The following is a 16,954-nucleotide window of genomic DNA, read 5'->3' on the forward strand; positions in this document are numbered from 1 at the left end:
CACCGGCGCCGCGCCATTAATCCCCGGCATTCTGAAACAGGCCGATGCCGACAAGGCCGGGCAATTGTTGGTGCCGGCGCAGCGGCAGGCGTTGATGCAGAAGAAGCCGATTTGTGCGGTGTGCGAGAAGGCCCGGTTGGAGACATCAAATGCAAACGCCTGACAGGTCGCTAGCAGACCAACTGCCCCGTGACCTCCCTTGGGGAAAAACAGTCGCGTTGTTACTGGATGGCGTCAGTGTCGAACAGTTGCCCAGACAGCTGTATACGTGGTCGAGCTCACCGGATTTCGAGCCTCTTTACTTGGGCACTCGTTGGAGCGGGTTGAACGATATTTCGCCGTATCTCATACGTCTGAGCGGACAGAGCGACCCGATTTTTCAGCAATTTCTGACGTACGCAGATCAGGAGTGGGGTTATCTGGTATTCAGTGATCAATCTTTGGATTCCTTGGCGGATCACTTTCGTTGGCTGATCTGCGTCACCCACCCACAGGGCGCCGAAGTGCTCCTGCGCGTGGCCGACCCTGCCGTCGTGCACGCCTTGCTCGATCAAGCAGAACAGCATCAGGATGCCCGACTGTTCGGCCCCTGCTCAGAGATACTGACTGCGGATGCGGCGCTGCGATGCTGGCATCAACACCACAGACCCGCAAATTCCCCTACGATTTCTCATGCAAAACCGTATCCACTTAACGACTCACAAATCGCGCTGCTGGACGAAGTTAATTTCAGATCCGTGGTCTTGCGCCTTGACCAGCATATGAGTGAATACTTCCCAAGCTTTCAAGCGCATCTGCAAAAACCGCAACGCTGGATCTACTTGAACGAGCTTGCATCAGAGTCCTATGAGCGAGGTTTTTGTAGCGAACTGGACATCACCCTCTACGCCAACCTCCATGGATTTCTCGGAGTAACGGCTTTGACGGACCATCCGGACATCGATGTGTTGCTTCAAACGCCATCTTCGCAAACACCCACACAACGATTGGAACATATCGCCGATATTGCCAAGGAAAGGGCTGAACGCCTGCAAAGGAATCCAGGATGACGACCACAGCCTCCTCAGGAAAGAACCCGAATAACGTCAGTGTCAGCCGCGAAGATGCCAAGAGCTCCACAGGCACCTGTTGGCTGATGAAAGGCAAGATTCAATTGATTCCTTTGCGCTACGGGCTGGTCGACGGCAAAGCGTTGGATCCCTCAAGTGAAATACCTGTTCCTTACTCACTCGCCACCCGCCCTGTGGGCATACGTTTGTTGCGCGATGGCTGGCTCTATGTGATCGACAGCCAGAACGGCGAGCTGTCGGAATATCGAGTCGTTGATGGACTGATCAGCGCAATGCTGTGGCAAGGAGCTGACGTTCCAAGCGACACGCGGGACAAGCCGATCAAGAAGCCTGTATTGGCGTATTCAACCCGTAGCACGCTCTATGTCACGTACTCCGAAGTTCAATGGACGGCAAAAAAGTGTCGCCAGGTTTTAAACAGTGAATCTGAACGCAAGTTCTTCATGCAGGCTGTCAAACTGAGCCAAGCCAATTGCGAAACGGGCGGTCCAAGTCTATTGACGCCCGCGCTCGCCGAGCGTTGGCTTGCCGAGGTGGCGACCGCTCGCGTACAGAGCGAGCAGATTGCACAAGAAGAGGCCGAGTCAAACACCGCCGAGGATGCCGCAAACGCTGAGCGGCGCCAACGCAATGAGCCGGAGGAAAAAGCCACGTTCATTCCTACGGTCAAGGTCTACCCCTATCCGGAAGAGGAACGAATCCCATATCTGTGGGAAAAGCCTGCGCATTTTCGTGAATCGTCAATGAATCCTCTGAGCGGCTGTGTCGAAGCCGAATATCAGCAGGACGTCCTCTACCTAGTGGTCGAGGATCATATTGGAGTGCTTCGTGACCTGGCCAATTATCAAGATCAGGTCGCCGACTGGATAAACGCATGGGCCGAGGGTGGAACGCAGGCGCGAGCCAACGAGCGTGACTATCTGCTTGCCTGCTATATCGAATCCCTGACCCAACTGACCCGCGTGGATATGGGAAGCCTGGGAGACTCAAGCGACGATCCAGGCATCAAGCTGATGCTCGGCGATCTGGAGAGGATGAAAGAGCCAGAACAGGGCACTACACGCCAGGCCATGCTCGAATACCTTAATAAAGGGGGGCTAATGACCCCGCCAAAAGGAAGCCCGGTTCCGCCGAAACTTGCCAGCCTGCAACAGCAGGCGCTGGATCATGCGTCGCAAATTGCCATGTATGGTGGTTCCTCCGCTGGCCAGATCGTTGCCAGTCAAGGTATCGAGGACACCGATCGCAGTTACTACACACGTGAACACTTCAGCGGCTGTCCGCAAGACTTCGTCGATAAACACTTCGAAGCGCTGCTGAAACTCGGTAAAGAGCAAGATCGCCGAATCAAGGACGCCCTCAATGGCGCAAAAATGGGCCAACGTGGCATCAATGATCTGGTTGATCGTCAAGCAATGGAAAACGCGTTGTTCGAGCACCGTTCATCCATCCAGCGCTGGAACAAACTGTTAGAGCGCATTACCGCTGACCGAACGGCCATGCTGTGCGCCGGACGCTTTCACAAAAGTGCCTGGTATTACGATGCTCAGAACGCCAAACAGGTTGGCCAGTCGTTTGCGACCGAATACGCCTGCCTCAAAGATATTTGCCGAACCGATGAAGCCTGCGATGCGGTTCTCAAATTCCTTGAAACAGAACCACAATTCAGCCGCCCCATGTTTTACGCGTTGCCTTACAGTGAACAGACGGCTGTCTGGGTTCAGTATGCTTTCGCGCAGGCCGCGGGCATTACGTTGTTCAACAGCGTGCCCGAGTTTGTGAAAAGCCTCAAAAAGATCGAAGAGCATCGTTTGCCAGCCCTCGATCAGTTACCGGAGGATACTCGCGCGGTGGCCGATGCCGCCCAGCAAACGATGAGCCCGGCACTGAGCCGGGGGATCGAGAAGGTGCTGGCGGACTTTGATCAACTGCTCAAAGGTCAGGCGATGCCTGATCTTGATCAACTGTTCCGGCGCCTCCCCAAGGCACTGCCGACCCGAATTCTGGATGCCGCCAAGCGCGAGGGCGTGACCTTTACCGTTGCATCAGACGCCGAGAAAACTGCGCTCAGAAGCACGCTGAAGGATCTGTTTGAAGAACAGGCTCATCTACAAAAACTCAATCGCGAGCGCAACCGGGTCAAACGCCAGTCAGGTCACAAGTCGCCCAAAGCGCAACAACTGCAGGCTGAAATAGACCTCGCGCGAAACCAGCTGAAGGCCACCGAAGCTCGACTGGCAGGCGGACTCAGTCCTATTGGCGACTTATCGGATAACAGCGTTCGCTTGTATGGCGCGACTCCCGTACGCGCTGGCATCACTGTCGTATTTCCCCCGGCGAGCCAGCAAGAAATATCGGGGTTGATGAAGAACTTCAGAAACGGCGTAAAAGCTGCACACACACAGAGTGTGGTGGGTGATGGAGCGGCGTTATTGTTATTTGTTGTGCAGGCTCTGAATTTGCGGCAGGTGGCATCGGAGACCTTCGGCAAAGGTAAAAACCCGGAAACGTATTTACCTTTTTTCAATGCCTTCATGGCCACAGGCGCAGCTGGTTTCGCTGCAGCCCAAGGCATATTCGATACTGCATTGAGCGCGCGCAGCGCGGTTCTCGCCAAAGGATTGCAGAATTATGCCATCGGCCATCTACAGGTTCAGATGGGCAAGTTGCATATCGGTTTGGGAACGATGACCTACCTATTCGGGACTTACTCTGCCGGCGCTAGCTTTTATGGTTATCAAAGCAGCTGGGAGCAAGCTGTTCGCAGTGGGAATGAAGGTGCTCAGGCCGGCGCAATGATGTCACTGGCTGGTTCAGGTGGGTTGTTGGCAAGCAATCTGTACGGATTAGGCAATACACTTTACTCCACCTATACCGTAGTTGCGGCCGAGCAAGGGGCTGTGAGAACAGCTGCATGGGCCGCATCGGGTGTCAGATTATCTAGCGTCTTTTTCCGTGCGAATCTGGCCGGTGCTCTATTTACCGCACTGGAGCTAGGTGGAAACTATGCCTACAACTACTACAACACGACTCCGCATGACCAATGGCTACAAAGTACTCCATGGGGAAAGGACGCGAGCAAACGCAAATCTTTAAGTCTTGCTGAATATCAAAGCTCCCTGATATCCATAGTAAAAACACCTTCCGTACAAGTCGGTTCTGTCGAATATGACTCTTGGTGGAAGAACCTGCTGTTAAGGGCCAAAATCGGCGATATTCATTTGCTATTACCCGGACTTGACGCAGGAGCATTCACGGCCCCCTTGGGAATGAAGCCCAGTTACCAACTGAGAATTGGAGCGTACCGCATCAACACGATCCTTGTAGATGCCAGGCAAACCACAGAACGTTGGGAAATTCTAAGCGAGCCCGTCGACGCCAAGCTTCGTCGTATTGATGACAAACAGATTGTTCTCTGCGTCGGTTATCCAGAGACCAATGAACGGATTGTAGGTAAATCTCGAGAGGAGTTGATGCTGGTTGTGGCCATTCAAAACATTGATTCTAATGGACTAACTCAGGAGAAAACTCACTATATCCGCCTTGATCCAAGGGGAAGTGGCGCTTTTCCTTCGGTAGATAGAACCCCACCGCCCCCTCACGCACCTCTGCTCCAAGTAGAGCCTCTGATGCTGGAATTGGCTTCGCATGTCTAAAATTTTTGATATCCAATCGATGAATTCGGAAGCAACGAAAGTGCACTGTGCAGGAGATGTCGAACAGTTCTCTTCGGGCTACATAACGTACTTGGCGCCTTTACCTCTTCCTACAGAGACACCGCCACATAGCCCTTACGTGAGCGAACTCAATGATACGTATCTGGACTTTGGAGGCGGCAAACCGCAAGTATTTTCATGGCAGATGACGCTGGGTGGCCCTTTCACTGCTGCGATGTTGATGGTACTGGGAGGTCCGATTGTCATCGCGCTCTTTGGTGCGAGCTTCGGTTACGGTCGGGAGGATATTTGGGATGCGATGCAAGGCGTCTACCTCGTTGCTCGCCAACCCGCCATCTGGATGTTCCTAGGCGGTCTGAGCGTCGGCCTCGCCGTATGGCTCTACGCCCACAACAAATTTACCAGCGTCATTCCTACTCGATTCAACCGTCAACGTCGCGAAGTCTGCTTCATGCCCACGGGCGCTGAAGTGCCGGTCTTCGTCCCTTGGGAATCACTTTCCGCCTGGGTTGTCCAGGCACAAGGTGCTACCCAATACGGTGTGCGCCGCCAATACGGCATGGGCATGGGTTTTCAGCATCAAGGGCGATTGGTCAGTGTCGAATTCATGTGCGGTGGCATGCCCTTGGCGATTGCTCACTGGGAAGCGGTTCGCGCTTATATGGAGTACGAAGTCCACGACCTCAAAAGCATTCAAGACCCCATGGACTTGCAAGGCCCCAATGATCCCCCCCACGAAGGCCTCCACACTTTCCGCAATGCGCGAGCCGGCCTGCATCGCCGTATACGTGAAAAAGACGTGGGTTGGATTTACGCCTTTTTCTGGTACCTCTACCACGTCATGACGTTCTGGACCTTGCCCAATCTCCTTGTCGAATGGGAAATTCGTCGAATCGCAAAAGTCGGGCGTAGAGTGTTGCCCGATGCCATGCGTGCTTGGTCTGAGACATTGCCTCAAGCGCAATGGGCAAAGCCTGGGGAAGACCTGATTCGCCTGAGCAAGGAGGTCAGAACGCTGAAGCAGCGCTCGCCAAAACAAGCCATTACAGAGATCTTCGCCGAAGTTTATTTGAATGAGCGAAGTGGCAAGAAACGGGCATAGTCCGGCCCTTCAAAACAACAGGGCTGCACTGATGCAGCCCTGACTCATCGACCTAAACAGTCGCCAACCGCACCTGCTTCTCCAGCTCCACCTTCAACCCCGGCTCCAGCTTCAACTGCCGCGCCAGTTCATCCAGATAGCTCTTCTCCATAAAGTTCTCCTCGTCCACCAGCATCACACTGGCGATGTACATCTCCGCCGCCATTTCCGGCGTACTCGCGGCGCGGGCGACGTCGGTGGGGTCGAGGGGTTTGTTGAGTTCGGCGTGCAGCCAGTGCTGCAACTCTTGGTCGTTGTCGAGTTTGGTGAATTCGCCTTCGATCAATTGCCGTTCGCGGTCATCGATATGCCCGTCAGCCTTGGCGGCAGCGACCAGCGCTTTGAGAATGGCTTGGCTGTGTTCCTCGGCCTGCGCCGGTGGCAAGCGGTCGAGGGTCTGCGGTTCGCGTTGTGGGGCTGTGCCCTTCTGCGCGTTGTAGTTGCCGTAAGCCTTGTAAGCCAGCACCCCCAACGCCGCGAGGCCACCGTAGATCGCGACTTTGCCGCCGACCTTGCGCACTTTCTTGTTACCGAGCAGCAGGCCCATCGCGCCAGCCGCCAGCGCTCCGCCGCCCGCGCCTGACAACAGAACGCCGAGGCCACCAGAGCCAGCAGCGCCGCCGAGTAAACCGCCCAAGCCACCACCAGCCGATTTGTTCTGCGTTCCACCAGCCTTGTTCTGCAGCAGATCCTGGCCGGATTTGAGCAGTTGATCGAGCAATCCACGGGTGTTCATGTTCCGCCTCCAAAACAGGGGTTCTCTGGATCTATAAGGCCTCCAGCCTAGTTCGAAAGTGCCCCAGCCCTGTCTGCGAGTGTGCTTCCAGATGTTGCTCAGCAGGCGCAGGCCGTTCGCGAAAATAGATATACACTCAGGGCAATCTATAAAAACCGCCCACTGGGTACCCTTGTCATGATGACCCTGCGTCAGATTCGTCACTTTATCGCCGTGGCCGAGACCGGCTCGATCTCCGCCGCTGCACAAACCGCGTTTATTTCTCAGTCGACCCTGACCCTGGCGATCCAGCAACTGGAAGAAGAAATCGGCGTCAGCCTGTTTAGCCGCCACGCCAAGGGCATGACCCTTACGCATCAGGGTCATCAATTCCTACGTCAGGCGCACCTGATTCTCGCGACCGTGGACAACGCCAAACGCAGCCTGCAGCAGAGCACTGACCAAGTTGCCGGGCAGTTGATCGTCGGCGTGACCAGTCTGGTCGCCGGTTATTACCTCGCGGATCTGCTCACCCGTTTTCAACGCGCCTATCCCAACGTCGAGATCCGCGTGATGGAAGACGAGCGCCCGTATATCGAACATTTGCTGGTCAGCGGCGAGATCGATGTCGGCGTGTTGATCCTCTCCAACCTCGAAGATCGCCATGCCTTGCAGACGGAAGTGTTGACTCACTCGCCGCACCGTTTGTGGCTCCCGGCCCAGCATCCGCTGCTGGAACACGACAGCATCAACCTCGCCGACGTCGCCCGCGAGCCGTTGATTCAACTCAACGTCGATGAAATGGATCGCAACGCCCAACGCCTGTGGCGTGGCGCCGGGCTGCAACCCAAAATCACCCTGAGAACCGCGTCCACCGAGGCTGTGCGAAGTCTGGTCGCCGCCGGGTTGGGCGTGTCGATCCAGCCGGACATGACGTATCGCCCATGGTCACTGGAGGGCGACATCATCGAAGCGCGGCCCATCGCCGACCTCAACCAGACCCTCGACGTCGGCCTGGCTTGGCGCCGTGGCACCGCGCGCCCGCCTCTCGTCGATCCATTCCTGACCGTGGCCCGCGAACAGCCCCACGGTGGACGCAAGCCATCTATTTAATCGAACGCAGCCTTCAGTATTTAGAATTTGTCGACCTCGGAGCCGCGCACTAGTCTTGCTGCATCTATAAGACGGTCGGCTCCTGGTTCAAGGGAGCAACAATGGCCACACAAGAAAAGAGATCGCGGAAAATGGCTGGCGCGCAGACCCCGATGTGTACCGCGTTGTTGATCGATGGCGAATTGGTCGCCGGGGAAGGTTTCGTCGAGCCGATTCTCAATCCGGCCACCGGCGAAATCCTCACGCACATCGCCGAGGCCAGCACCGAGCAAGTCGAAGCCGCCATTCTTGCCGCCCACCGCGCCTTCGCCGAATGGTCGCGCACCACGCCGCAGCAACGTTCGAATCTGTTGCTCGACATCGCCAACGCCGTCGAAAAACACGCCGACCACCTCGCCCGCCTCGAATCGCTGAACTGCGGCAAGCCGCTGCACCTGGCGCGCCAGGACGATGTGACCGCGACCGTCGATGTGTTCCGTTTCTTCGCCGGCGCCGTGCGATGCCAGACCGGCCAGCTCAGCGGCGAATATCTGCCCGGCTACACCAGCATGGTCCGTCGTGATCCGATTGGTGTGGTCGCCTCGATTGCGCCGTGGAATTACCCGATCATGATGGCCGCGTGGAAGATCGCACCGGCCCTCGCCGCCGGTAACACGCTGGTGTTCAAACCGTCCGAACACACGCCGCTGTCGATCCTTGCACTGGCGCCAGCGCTGGCCGAAATCCTCCCACGCGGGGTGATCAACATCATCTGCGGTGGCGGCGAAGGCGTCGGCAGCCATTTGGTTGGCCACGCCAAAGTGCGCATGGTTTCGCTGACCGGCGATATCGTCACCGGCCAGAAAATCCTCCAAGCCGCCGCGAAAACCCTGAAACGCACGCACCTTGAACTCGGCGGCAAAGCCCCGGTGATCGTCTGCAACGACGCTGACATTCAAGCCGTGGTCGACGGCGTGCGCACCTATGGTTACTACAACGCCGGGCAGGACTGCACCGCCGCGTGCCGGATCTACGCGCAGGCCGGGATTCACGACAAACTGGTCGCCGAACTCGGCGCCGCCGTCAGCAGCCTGCGCTTCGCCGGCAAACGTGACGCTGACAATGAAATCGGCCCGCTGATCAGCACCCGCCAACGCGACCGCGTGGCCAGTTTCGTCGAACGCGCCCTCGGACAGCCGCACATTGAACGGGTGACCGGTGCGGCCGTGCATTCCGGCGCCGGTTTCTACTATCAACCGACCCTGCTCGCCGGTTGCAAACAGAACGATGAAATCGTCCAGCGCGAAGTGTTCGGCCCGGTCGTCACGGTGACCCGTTTCGACGAACTCTCGCAGGCTGTCGACTGGGCCAACGATTCCGAGTACGGCCTCGCGTCGTCGGTGTGGACACAGAATCTGGACAAGGCCATGCAGGTTGCCGCGCGTTTGCAGTATGGCTGCACGTGGATCAACAGCCATTTCATGCTGGTCAGCGAAATGCCCCACGGTGGCCTGAAACGTTCGGGCTACGGCAAAGACTTATCCAGTGATTCGCTTCAGGACTACAGCGTGGTGCGGCACATCATGGCCCGCCACGGCCAGCATCTCTGACTACGCTAATAACAAGCCGCCAACGGCATGCTTCACCGCGTTCACAACTGCCCCGACCATAATTTAAAGAAGAGGGTTCAACCATGTTCGTGCACAAGACCGCACTGCTCAGTGCAATCACCACGGCCCTGCTGGCCAGCGCCAGCCTGCAAGCCGCCGAGCCGTTGAAGGCTGTCGGTGCCGGCGAAGGTCAGCTGGATATCGTTGCGTGGCCGGGTTACATCGAACGTGGCGAGAGCGATAAAGCCTACGACTGGGTAACCGGTTTCGAAAAAGAAACCGGCTGCAAGGTCAACGTGAAGACAGCGGCCACCTCTGACGAAATGGTCAGCCTGATGGCCAAGGGCGGCTACGACCTGGTCACCGCGTCGGGCGATGCGTCGTTGCGATTGATCGTCGGCAAGCGTGTGCAACCGATCAACACTGCGTTGATCCCGAACTGGAACACCCTCGACCCACGCCTCAAAGACGCGCCGTGGTACGTGGTCAACCAGCAGACTTACGGCACCCCGTACCAGTGGGGCCCGAACGTGCTGATGTACAACACCAACGTGTTCAAAACCGCGCCGACCAGCTGGAACGTGGTGTTCGCCGCGCAGGATCTGCCCGATGGCAAACCGAACAAGGGTCGCGTCCAGGCCTATGACGGCCCGATCTACATCGCCGATGCGGCGCTGTATCTGAAGTCGACCAAGCCTGAACTGGGCATCAAGGACCCGTACCAACTCACCGAAGATCAGTACAAAGCCGTGCTCGACCTGTTGCGCGCGCAGCAGCCGTTGATCCACCGCTACTGGCATGACACCACGGTGCAGATGAGCGACTTCAAAAACGAAGGCGTGGTGGCGTCGAGCGCGTGGCCGTATCAGGTCAACGGTTTGATGAACGAGAAGCAGCCGATCGCGTCGACCATTCCGAAAGAAGGCGCTACGGGTTGGGCCGATACCACCATGTTGCACGCCGAGGCCAAGCACCCGAACTGTGCGTACAAGTGGATGGACTGGTCGCTGAAACCGAAAGTCCAGGGCGATGTGGCGGCGTGGTTTGGCTCTTTGCCGGCGGTTCCGGCGGCGTGCAAGGAGAGCGAATTGCTCGGCGCTGAAGGGTGCAAGACCAACGGTTTCGACCAGTTCGACAAGATCGCCTTCTGGAAAACCCCTCAGGCTGAAGGTGGCAAGTTTGTGCCGTATAGCCGCTGGACGCAGGACTACATTGCGATCATGGGCGGTCGATAAGCCCGAGAGCATCTCGGTCGAGCTCCCTTTCCCCTTTCCCAGACGGAGAGGGAGCTAAAAGCGGATCGCATAACTGTTAGATGCCGATCGTTCCCACGCTCTGCGTGGGAATGCATCACCGGACGCTCCGCGTCCATTCGCACGAGTTGACGCAGAGCGTCACAGGCTGCATTCCCACGCAGAGCGTGGGAATGATCATTCGGAAGACTGTTTTTTCAAAAGGCTGGGCAGGGCCGCTGCGACGGCCTTCGCCTTTTTGGAGCACCGCACCATGACGCTTGCAGTCCAGTTCACCAACGTTTCCCGGCAGTTCGGCGAGGTAAAGGCCGTTGACCGGGTTTCCATCGATATCGAGGACGGCGAGTTCTTCTCCATGCTCGGCCCTTCCGGCTCGGGCAAAACCACCTGCCTGCGCCTGATCGCCGGGTTCGAACAACCGAGCGCTGGCTCGATTCGCATTCACGGCGCTGAAGCGGCCGGATTGCCCCCGTATCAACGCGACGTCAACACTGTGTTTCAGGATTACGCACTGTTCCCGCACATGAACGTCCTCGACAACGTCGCTTACGGATTAAAGGTCAAAGGCGTCGGCAAAACCGAACGGCACAAACGCGCCGAAGAAGCTTTGGACATGGTCGCCCTCGGCGGTTACGGCGCCCGCAAACCGGTGCAGTTGTCCGGCGGTCAGCGCCAGCGCGTGGCCCTCGCCCGCGCCCTGGTCAATCGTCCGCGCGTGCTGTTGCTGGATGAGCCTTTGGGCGCACTCGACTTGAAACTGCGCGAACAAATGCAAAGCGAACTGAAGAAGCTACAACGCCAGCTCGGCATCACTTTCATCTTTGTCACCCACGATCAAACCGAAGCGCTGTCGATGTCCGACCGCGTCGCCGTGTTCAACAAGGGCCGCATCGAACAGGTCGACACGCCGCGCAATCTGTACATGAAACCGACCACCACATTCGTCGCTGAATTCGTCGGCACCTCGAACGTGATTCGCGGCGATCTGGCCCGTGAGATCAGCGGCCATCCGCAGCCGTTTTCGATCCGCCCGGAACACGTGCGTTTCGCCGAAGGCCCGCTGGCCAGCCACGAAATCGAAGTCAGCGGCCTGCTCCACGACATCCAGTATCAGGGCAGCGCCACTCGCTATGAATTGAAGCTGGAGAACGGCCAGACCCTGAGCATCAGCCACGCCAACAATCAGTGGATCGACAGCAGCGCGCAGCATCAGACCGGCCAGCGCCTGAGCGCACGTTGGGCGCGGGAAGCGATGATTCCGCTGCACGACACCGTGGCGAGCGGGGTGTGATATGAGCACCATCGCGATGACAACATCGCCGCCGTTGCGCAGGTTTTCCAACCTGCTCTACCGCAAGCCGAACCTGTATCTGTCGATGCTGCTGGTGCCGCCATTGCTGTGGTTCGGCGCGATTTATCTCGGCTCGCTGCTGGTGCTGTTGTGGCAGGGTTTCTACACCTTCGACGACTTCACCATGGCGGTCACCCCTGACCTGACCCTGGCGAATTTCGCCGCGCTGTTTCAGCCATCGAACTTCGACATCATCCTGCGCACGCTGAGCATGGCCATCGTCGTGTCGATCGCCAGCGCCATCGTCGCGTTCCCGATTGCCTACTACATGGCGCGCTACACCACGGGTAAAACCAAGGCGTTTTTCTACATCGCGGTGATGATGCCGATGTGGGCCAGTTATATCGTCAAGGCGTATGCGTGGACGTTGCTGTTGGCCAAGGGCGGCGTGGCGCAGTGGTTCGTGCAGCACTTGGGATTGGAGCCGGTGTTGCAGTTCATTCTGGGGATTCCCGGCGTCGGTGGCAGCACGTTGTCGACCTCGCATCTGGGGCGATTCATGGTGTTTGTGTACATCTGGCTGCCGTTCATGATTCTGCCGATTCAGGCCTCGCTGGAACGTCTGCCGCCGTCGCTGTTGCAGGCCTCCGCTGACCTTGGCGCGAAGCCGCGTCAGACCTTTATGCAGGTGATTTTGCCGCTGTCGATTCCGGGCATTGCCGCCGGTTCGATCTTCACGTTTTCGCTGACCTTGGGCGACTTCATTGTGCCGCAACTGGTTGGGCCGCCGGGCTACTTCGTCGGCAGCATGGTCTACGCGCAGCAAGGGGCGATCGGCAACATGCCGATGGCGGCGGCGTTCACGCTGGTGCCGATTGTGCTGATCGCGGTGTACCTGTCCATCGTCAAACGACTGGGGGCCTTCGATGCGCTCTAATTCAGAAAAGCAGGGGGAGAAAGCCTCTCTAGGTTTGAAAATCGCGGCCTGGGGCGGGTTGGTGTTTCTGCACTTTCCGATCCTGATCATCTTCCTTTACGCCTTCAACACCGAAGAAGCTGCGTTCAGTTTTCCGCCGAAGGGCTTCACGCTTCATTGGTTCAGCGTGGCGTTTTCGCGGCCAGATGTGCTGGAGTCGATCAAGCTTTCATTGCAGATCGCCGCCATCGCCACGTTGATTGCGATGGTGCTCGGCACGCTCGCATCGGCCGCGTTGTATCGCCGTGATTTCTTCGGCAAACAGGGCATTTCGTTGATGCTGATTTTGCCGATTGCGTTGCCGGGGATCATTACCGGGATCGCGCTGCTGGCGACGTTCAAAACGCTGGGGATCGAGCCGGGGATGTTCACCATCATCGTCGGCCACGCGACCTTCTGCGTGGTGATCGTCTACAACAACGTCATCGCCCGCCTGCGCCGCACTTCGCACAGTTTGATTGAGGCTTCGATGGACCTCGGCGCCGATGGTTGGCAGACCTTTCGCTACATCATCCTGCCGAACCTTGGCTCGGCATTGCTAGCGGGCGGCATGTTGGCGTTTGCGCTGTCGTTCGACGAAATCATCGTCACCACGTTTACCGCCGGGCATGAACGCACGTTGCCGTTGTGGCTGCTCAATCAACTGAGCCGGCCACGGGATGTGCCGGTGACCAACGTCGTCGCGATGCTCGTGATGATGGTGACGATGCTGCCGATCCTTGGCGCGTATTACCTGACGCGTGGTGGCGAAAGCGTCGCCGGCAGCGGCGGCAAATAAATATCTAACAAACACCAAAAATCCCCGTGGGAGCGAGCCTGCTCGCGAAGAGGCCGTCACATCCGACATTGATGTCGACTGACACAGCGCTTTCGCGAGCAAGCTCGCTCCCACAGGGTTCTCGATTTGGCCAGAACAATAAAAGTGTTAGTGAGGACAACAGACATGCAAACCAAACTCTTGATCAACGGCCAACTGGTCACCGGCGAAGGCCCGGTGCAACCGGTGCTCAATCCTTCGCTTGGCGAAGTGCTGGTAGAAATCAACGAAGCCACTGAAGCCCAGGTCGACGCCGCCGTACGCGCTGCCGACAACGCCTTCGCCGAGTGGTCGCAAACCGCGCCGAAAGACCGCTCGCTGCTGCTGCTCAAACTCGCCGACGCCATCGAAGCCCACGGCGAAGAGCTGGCCAAACTCGAATCCGACAACTGCGGCAAACCCTACAGCGCTGCACTCAACGACGAGATTCCGGCGATTGCCGACGTGTTCCGTTTCTTCGCCGGTGCCAGCCGTTGCATGAGCGGTTCGGCCGGTGGCGAATACCTGCCCGGCCACACCTCGATGATCCGCCGCGATCCAGTCGGCGTGATCGCCTCCATCGCGCCGTGGAACTACCCGCTGATGATGGTCGCCTGGAAAATCGCCCCGGCGCTGGCCGCCGGTAATACCGTGGTGCTCAAGCCGTCAGAACAAACCCCGCTGACCGCGTTGCGTCTGGCCGAACTGGCGTCGGAAATCTTCCCGGCCGGTGTACTCAATCTGGTGTTTGGTCGTGGGCCTACTGTTGGTGGTCCGTTGGTCACCCACCCGAAAGTGCGCATGGTTTCGCTGACCGGCTCGATTGCGACTGGCGCCAACATCATTTCCAGCACTGCCGACAGCGTTAAACGCATGCACATGGAACTGGGCGGCAAGGCGCCGGTGATCATCTTCGATGACGCCGATATCGATGCGGCGGTGGAAGGTATTCGCACGTTTGGTTTCTACAACGCCGGGCAGGATTGCACTGCCGCGTGCAGGATTTATGCGCAACAGGGCATCTACGACAAGTTCGTCGAGAAGCTCGGCGCGGCGGTCAGCAGCATAAAGTACGGTTTGCAGGACGATCCTTCGACTGAGCTGGGGCCGTTGATCACTGCACAACATCGCGACCGTGTTGCCGGGTTTGTCGAGCGTGCTGTGGCGCAGCCGCACATTCGTTTGATCACTGGCGGCAAGGCTGTTGATGGCAATGGTTTCTTCTTCGAGCCGACCGTGTTGGCCGATGCGCAGCAGGACGACGAAATCGTTCGCCGCGAAGTGTTTGGGCCGGTGGTTTCCGTGACCAAATTCACCGATGAAGCGCAGGCGCTGGAATGGGCCAACGATTCGGACTACGGCCTCGCGTCCTCGGTGTGGACAGCGGATGTAGGACGCGCGCATCGCATGTCGGCACGCTTGCAGTACGGCTGCACGTGGGTGAACACGCACTTTATGCTCGTCAGCGAAATGCCCCATGGCGGTCAGAAATCGTCCGGGTACGGGAAAGACATGTCCATGTATGGGCTGGAGGACTACACCACGGTTCGGCATGTGATGTTCAAGCATTAAGCCTTTAAAAGCTTCGCGAGCAGGTCGAATCGTCGCACCGTCGCTCCCACAGGGGTAAGTATTCCAAATGTGGGAGCGAGCCTGCTCGCGAAGGCGTCACCCCGGTGTCAGGAAGGAAACCGGCACTACGCACCACCAGGATCCCAAAACAATAACTACCGAACCGGGCGGCGCCCACAAAGCCCCGCCACGGCCTCGGCCACCCGAAATCTGCCGATTTCACGGAGCAAAACACACATGAGTTCCTCACCCGATCTCGCCACAGCCGTTGCCGACAGCGATGCCGAACAACTGCGCCAACTGGGCTACACCTCGAACTTCAACCGCAGCATGAGCCTGTGGGAAAATTTCGCTTTGGGCTTCACTTATCTGTCACCGGTCGTAGGGGTTTATACCCTCTTCGGCCTGTGCCTCGCCGCTGGCGGGCCACCGATGTTCTGGGCGTATTTGCTGGTCGGTTGCGGCCAGCTGCTGGTGTGCCTGATCTTCGGCGAAGTGGTTTCGCAGTTCCCGATTTCCGGCGGCGTTTACCCTTGGGCACGCCGATTGGTCGGTAAAAAATGGGCATGGATGGTCGGCTGGATCTACTCCATCGCCCTCTGCGTCACCATCGCTGCGGTCGCCGTCGGCGCTGGCCCGTACCTGGCCGCCATGCTTGGTTTCGAGCCGAGCAACAACACCAACATCGTCATCGCCCTGGTGCTGACCCTGTTCGCTACCCTCGTCAACCTCAGCGGAACCAAAGTGCTGGCGCGTATCGCCATGTTCGGCTTTCTTTGCGAACTGGTTGGCGCGGTGATCGTCGGCGTTTACTTGTTGGTGTTCGAGCGCCACCAACCGCTCAGCGTGCTGTTCAACACCTTCGACATCAGCGTCGATGGCTCTTACCTGCCGGCGTTCCTCACCGCATCGCTCGCGGGGATGTTTCTCTACTACGGCTTCGAGGCCTGCGGCGACGTCGCCGAAGAAACCCCGAACCCGAGCGCAAAAATCCCGGTGGCCATGCGCATGACCATCTACATCGGCGGCATCGCGGCGATGTTCGCCTGCCTGGCGCTGATCCTCGCCGTGCCGGACATGCAAGCGGTGATCAACGGCACCGACAAAGACCCGGTCACCACCATCCTCAACAACGCCTTCGGCCCGGTCGGTTCGAAAGTAGTGATGGGCGTGGTGATGATTTCCTTCATCTCCTGCGTCATCAGCCTACAAGCCGCAGCGAGCCGTCTGCTGTACTCCTACGCTCGCGATGAAATGGTCATCGGCAGCCGACTGCTGAAAAAGATTTCTCCTACCACCCAAGTACCGGTTGCCGCGCTGTTCGTGTCTGGCGTCCTGCCAGCACTGATCATCGCCCTCGGCTTCTTCCTGCAAGACGCCGTGGCCACCATCGTCAGCTTCGCCGCCATCGGCATCTACCTCGCGTTCCAGATGATCGTCCTGGCCGCGCTGTACGCCCGCAGCAAAGGCTGGAAACCGAGCGGCAAATTCACCCTCGGCGCATGGGGCTGGCCGGTGAACATTGGCGCGCTGGTGTACGGCGTTGGCGCAATCATCAACATGGCCTGGCCACGTACGCCGGATGCGCCGTGGTATGTGAACTATGCGATGGTGTTGAGCACGGCGATCGTGATTGGCTTGGGCTTGGTTTATATGTGGATTGGCAAGCCGTATGACCATGGCAAGGCCCCGGCTGGGGATGCTTGGAAGGTAAGTCGCTAAGAAGAATCACCCCGGAATCGAGATTTGATTCCGGGGTCT

At 58.1% G+C, this 16,954-nt stretch carries 12 protein-coding genes and 1 pseudogene; 12 read left to right on the forward strand and 1 reads right to left on the reverse strand.

Annotated elements, in window-relative coordinates:
- The 4 genes and pseudogenes from ACQ4OE_RS10145 to ACQ4OE_RS10160 all read left to right on the forward strand — a co-directional run.
- Nucleotides 1-163 (forward strand): annotated as a pseudogene (locus tag ACQ4OE_RS10145) (type VI secretion system tip protein VgrG); the annotation flags it as partial.
- On the forward strand, nt 150-1,049 hold the full coding sequence (locus ACQ4OE_RS10150; RefSeq protein ID WP_430946564.1) for a DUF4123 domain-containing protein: 900 nt from the start codon (nt 150-152) through the stop codon (nt 1,047-1,049). The pseudogene ACQ4OE_RS10145 and the gene ACQ4OE_RS10150, both read left to right, overlap by 14 nt.
- Nucleotides 1,046-4,726 carry a toxin VasX gene (locus ACQ4OE_RS10155; RefSeq protein ID WP_430946565.1) on the forward strand — a complete coding sequence of 1,227 codons (3,681 nt, stop codon included), beginning with the start codon at nt 1,046-1,048 and terminating at the stop codon, nt 4,724-4,726. Before ACQ4OE_RS10150 ends, ACQ4OE_RS10155 begins: the two co-directional genes overlap by 4 nt.
- Nucleotides 4,719-5,849 (forward strand): hypothetical protein, encoded by a 1,131-nt coding sequence (locus ACQ4OE_RS10160; RefSeq protein ID WP_240999276.1) that lies wholly within the window; start codon nt 4,719-4,721, stop codon nt 5,847-5,849. Before ACQ4OE_RS10155 ends, ACQ4OE_RS10160 begins: the two co-directional genes overlap by 8 nt.
- A 52-nt stretch (nt 5,850-5,901) precedes the next feature.
- On the opposite strand, the gene ACQ4OE_RS10165 is transcribed toward ACQ4OE_RS10160, so the two are convergent.
- A complete protein-coding gene (locus ACQ4OE_RS10165) occupies nt 5,902-6,624 on the reverse strand; it encodes a tellurite resistance TerB family protein (protein ID WP_430946566.1) in 723 nt (240 codons plus the stop codon).
- A gap of 177 nt (nt 6,625-6,801) precedes the next feature.
- Between ACQ4OE_RS10165 and ACQ4OE_RS10170 the strand changes: the two genes are divergently transcribed.
- From ACQ4OE_RS10170 to ACQ4OE_RS10205, 8 genes are all read left to right on the forward strand, one after another.
- Nucleotides 6,802-7,716 (forward strand): LysR family transcriptional regulator, encoded by a 915-nt coding sequence (locus ACQ4OE_RS10170; protein ID WP_430946567.1) that lies wholly within the window; start codon nt 6,802-6,804, stop codon nt 7,714-7,716.
- Between the two features lie 131 nt (nt 7,717-7,847).
- Nucleotides 7,848-9,305, forward strand: a complete 1,458-nt coding sequence (locus ACQ4OE_RS10175; protein ID WP_430946568.1) for a gamma-aminobutyraldehyde dehydrogenase — start codon at nt 7,848-7,850, stop codon at nt 9,303-9,305.
- Nucleotides 9,306-9,388: 83 nt separating this feature from the next.
- Nucleotides 9,389-10,540, forward strand: coding sequence for a putative ABC transporter substrate-binding protein YdcS (ydcS, locus tag ACQ4OE_RS10180; RefSeq protein ID WP_122598075.1), 1,152 nt, complete (start codon nt 9,389-9,391; stop codon nt 10,538-10,540).
- A 271-nt stretch (nt 10,541-10,811) separates the two neighbouring features.
- Nucleotides 10,812-11,849 (forward strand): ABC transporter ATP-binding protein, encoded by a 1,038-nt coding sequence (locus ACQ4OE_RS10185; protein WP_127925966.1) that lies wholly within the window; start codon nt 10,812-10,814, stop codon nt 11,847-11,849.
- A gap of 16 nt (nt 11,850-11,865) precedes the next feature.
- Nucleotides 11,866-12,786, forward strand: a complete 921-nt coding sequence (locus ACQ4OE_RS10190) for an ABC transporter permease (protein WP_400754107.1) — start codon at nt 11,866-11,868, stop codon at nt 12,784-12,786.
- On the forward strand, nt 12,776-13,603 hold the full coding sequence (locus tag ACQ4OE_RS10195) for an ABC transporter permease (protein ID WP_034154841.1): 828 nt from the start codon (nt 12,776-12,778) through the stop codon (nt 13,601-13,603). The genes ACQ4OE_RS10190 and ACQ4OE_RS10195 overlap by 11 nt, the downstream gene beginning before the upstream one ends.
- Nucleotides 13,604-13,768: 165 nt before the next feature.
- Nucleotides 13,769-15,193, forward strand: coding sequence for a gamma-aminobutyraldehyde dehydrogenase (locus ACQ4OE_RS10200; RefSeq protein WP_430946569.1), 1,425 nt, complete (start codon nt 13,769-13,771; stop codon nt 15,191-15,193).
- Between the two features lie 237 nt (nt 15,194-15,430).
- Nucleotides 15,431-16,915 carry an APC family permease gene (locus tag ACQ4OE_RS10205; protein ID WP_430946570.1) on the forward strand — a complete coding sequence of 495 codons (1,485 nt, stop codon included), beginning with the start codon at nt 15,431-15,433 and terminating at the stop codon, nt 16,913-16,915.
- The last annotated feature ends 39 nt before the right edge of the window (nt 16,916-16,954 follow it).

It is taken from the genome of Pseudomonas sp. WC2 (assembly GCF_050586545.1).
Classification (GTDB): domain Bacteria; phylum Pseudomonadota; class Gammaproteobacteria; order Pseudomonadales; family Pseudomonadaceae; genus Aquipseudomonas.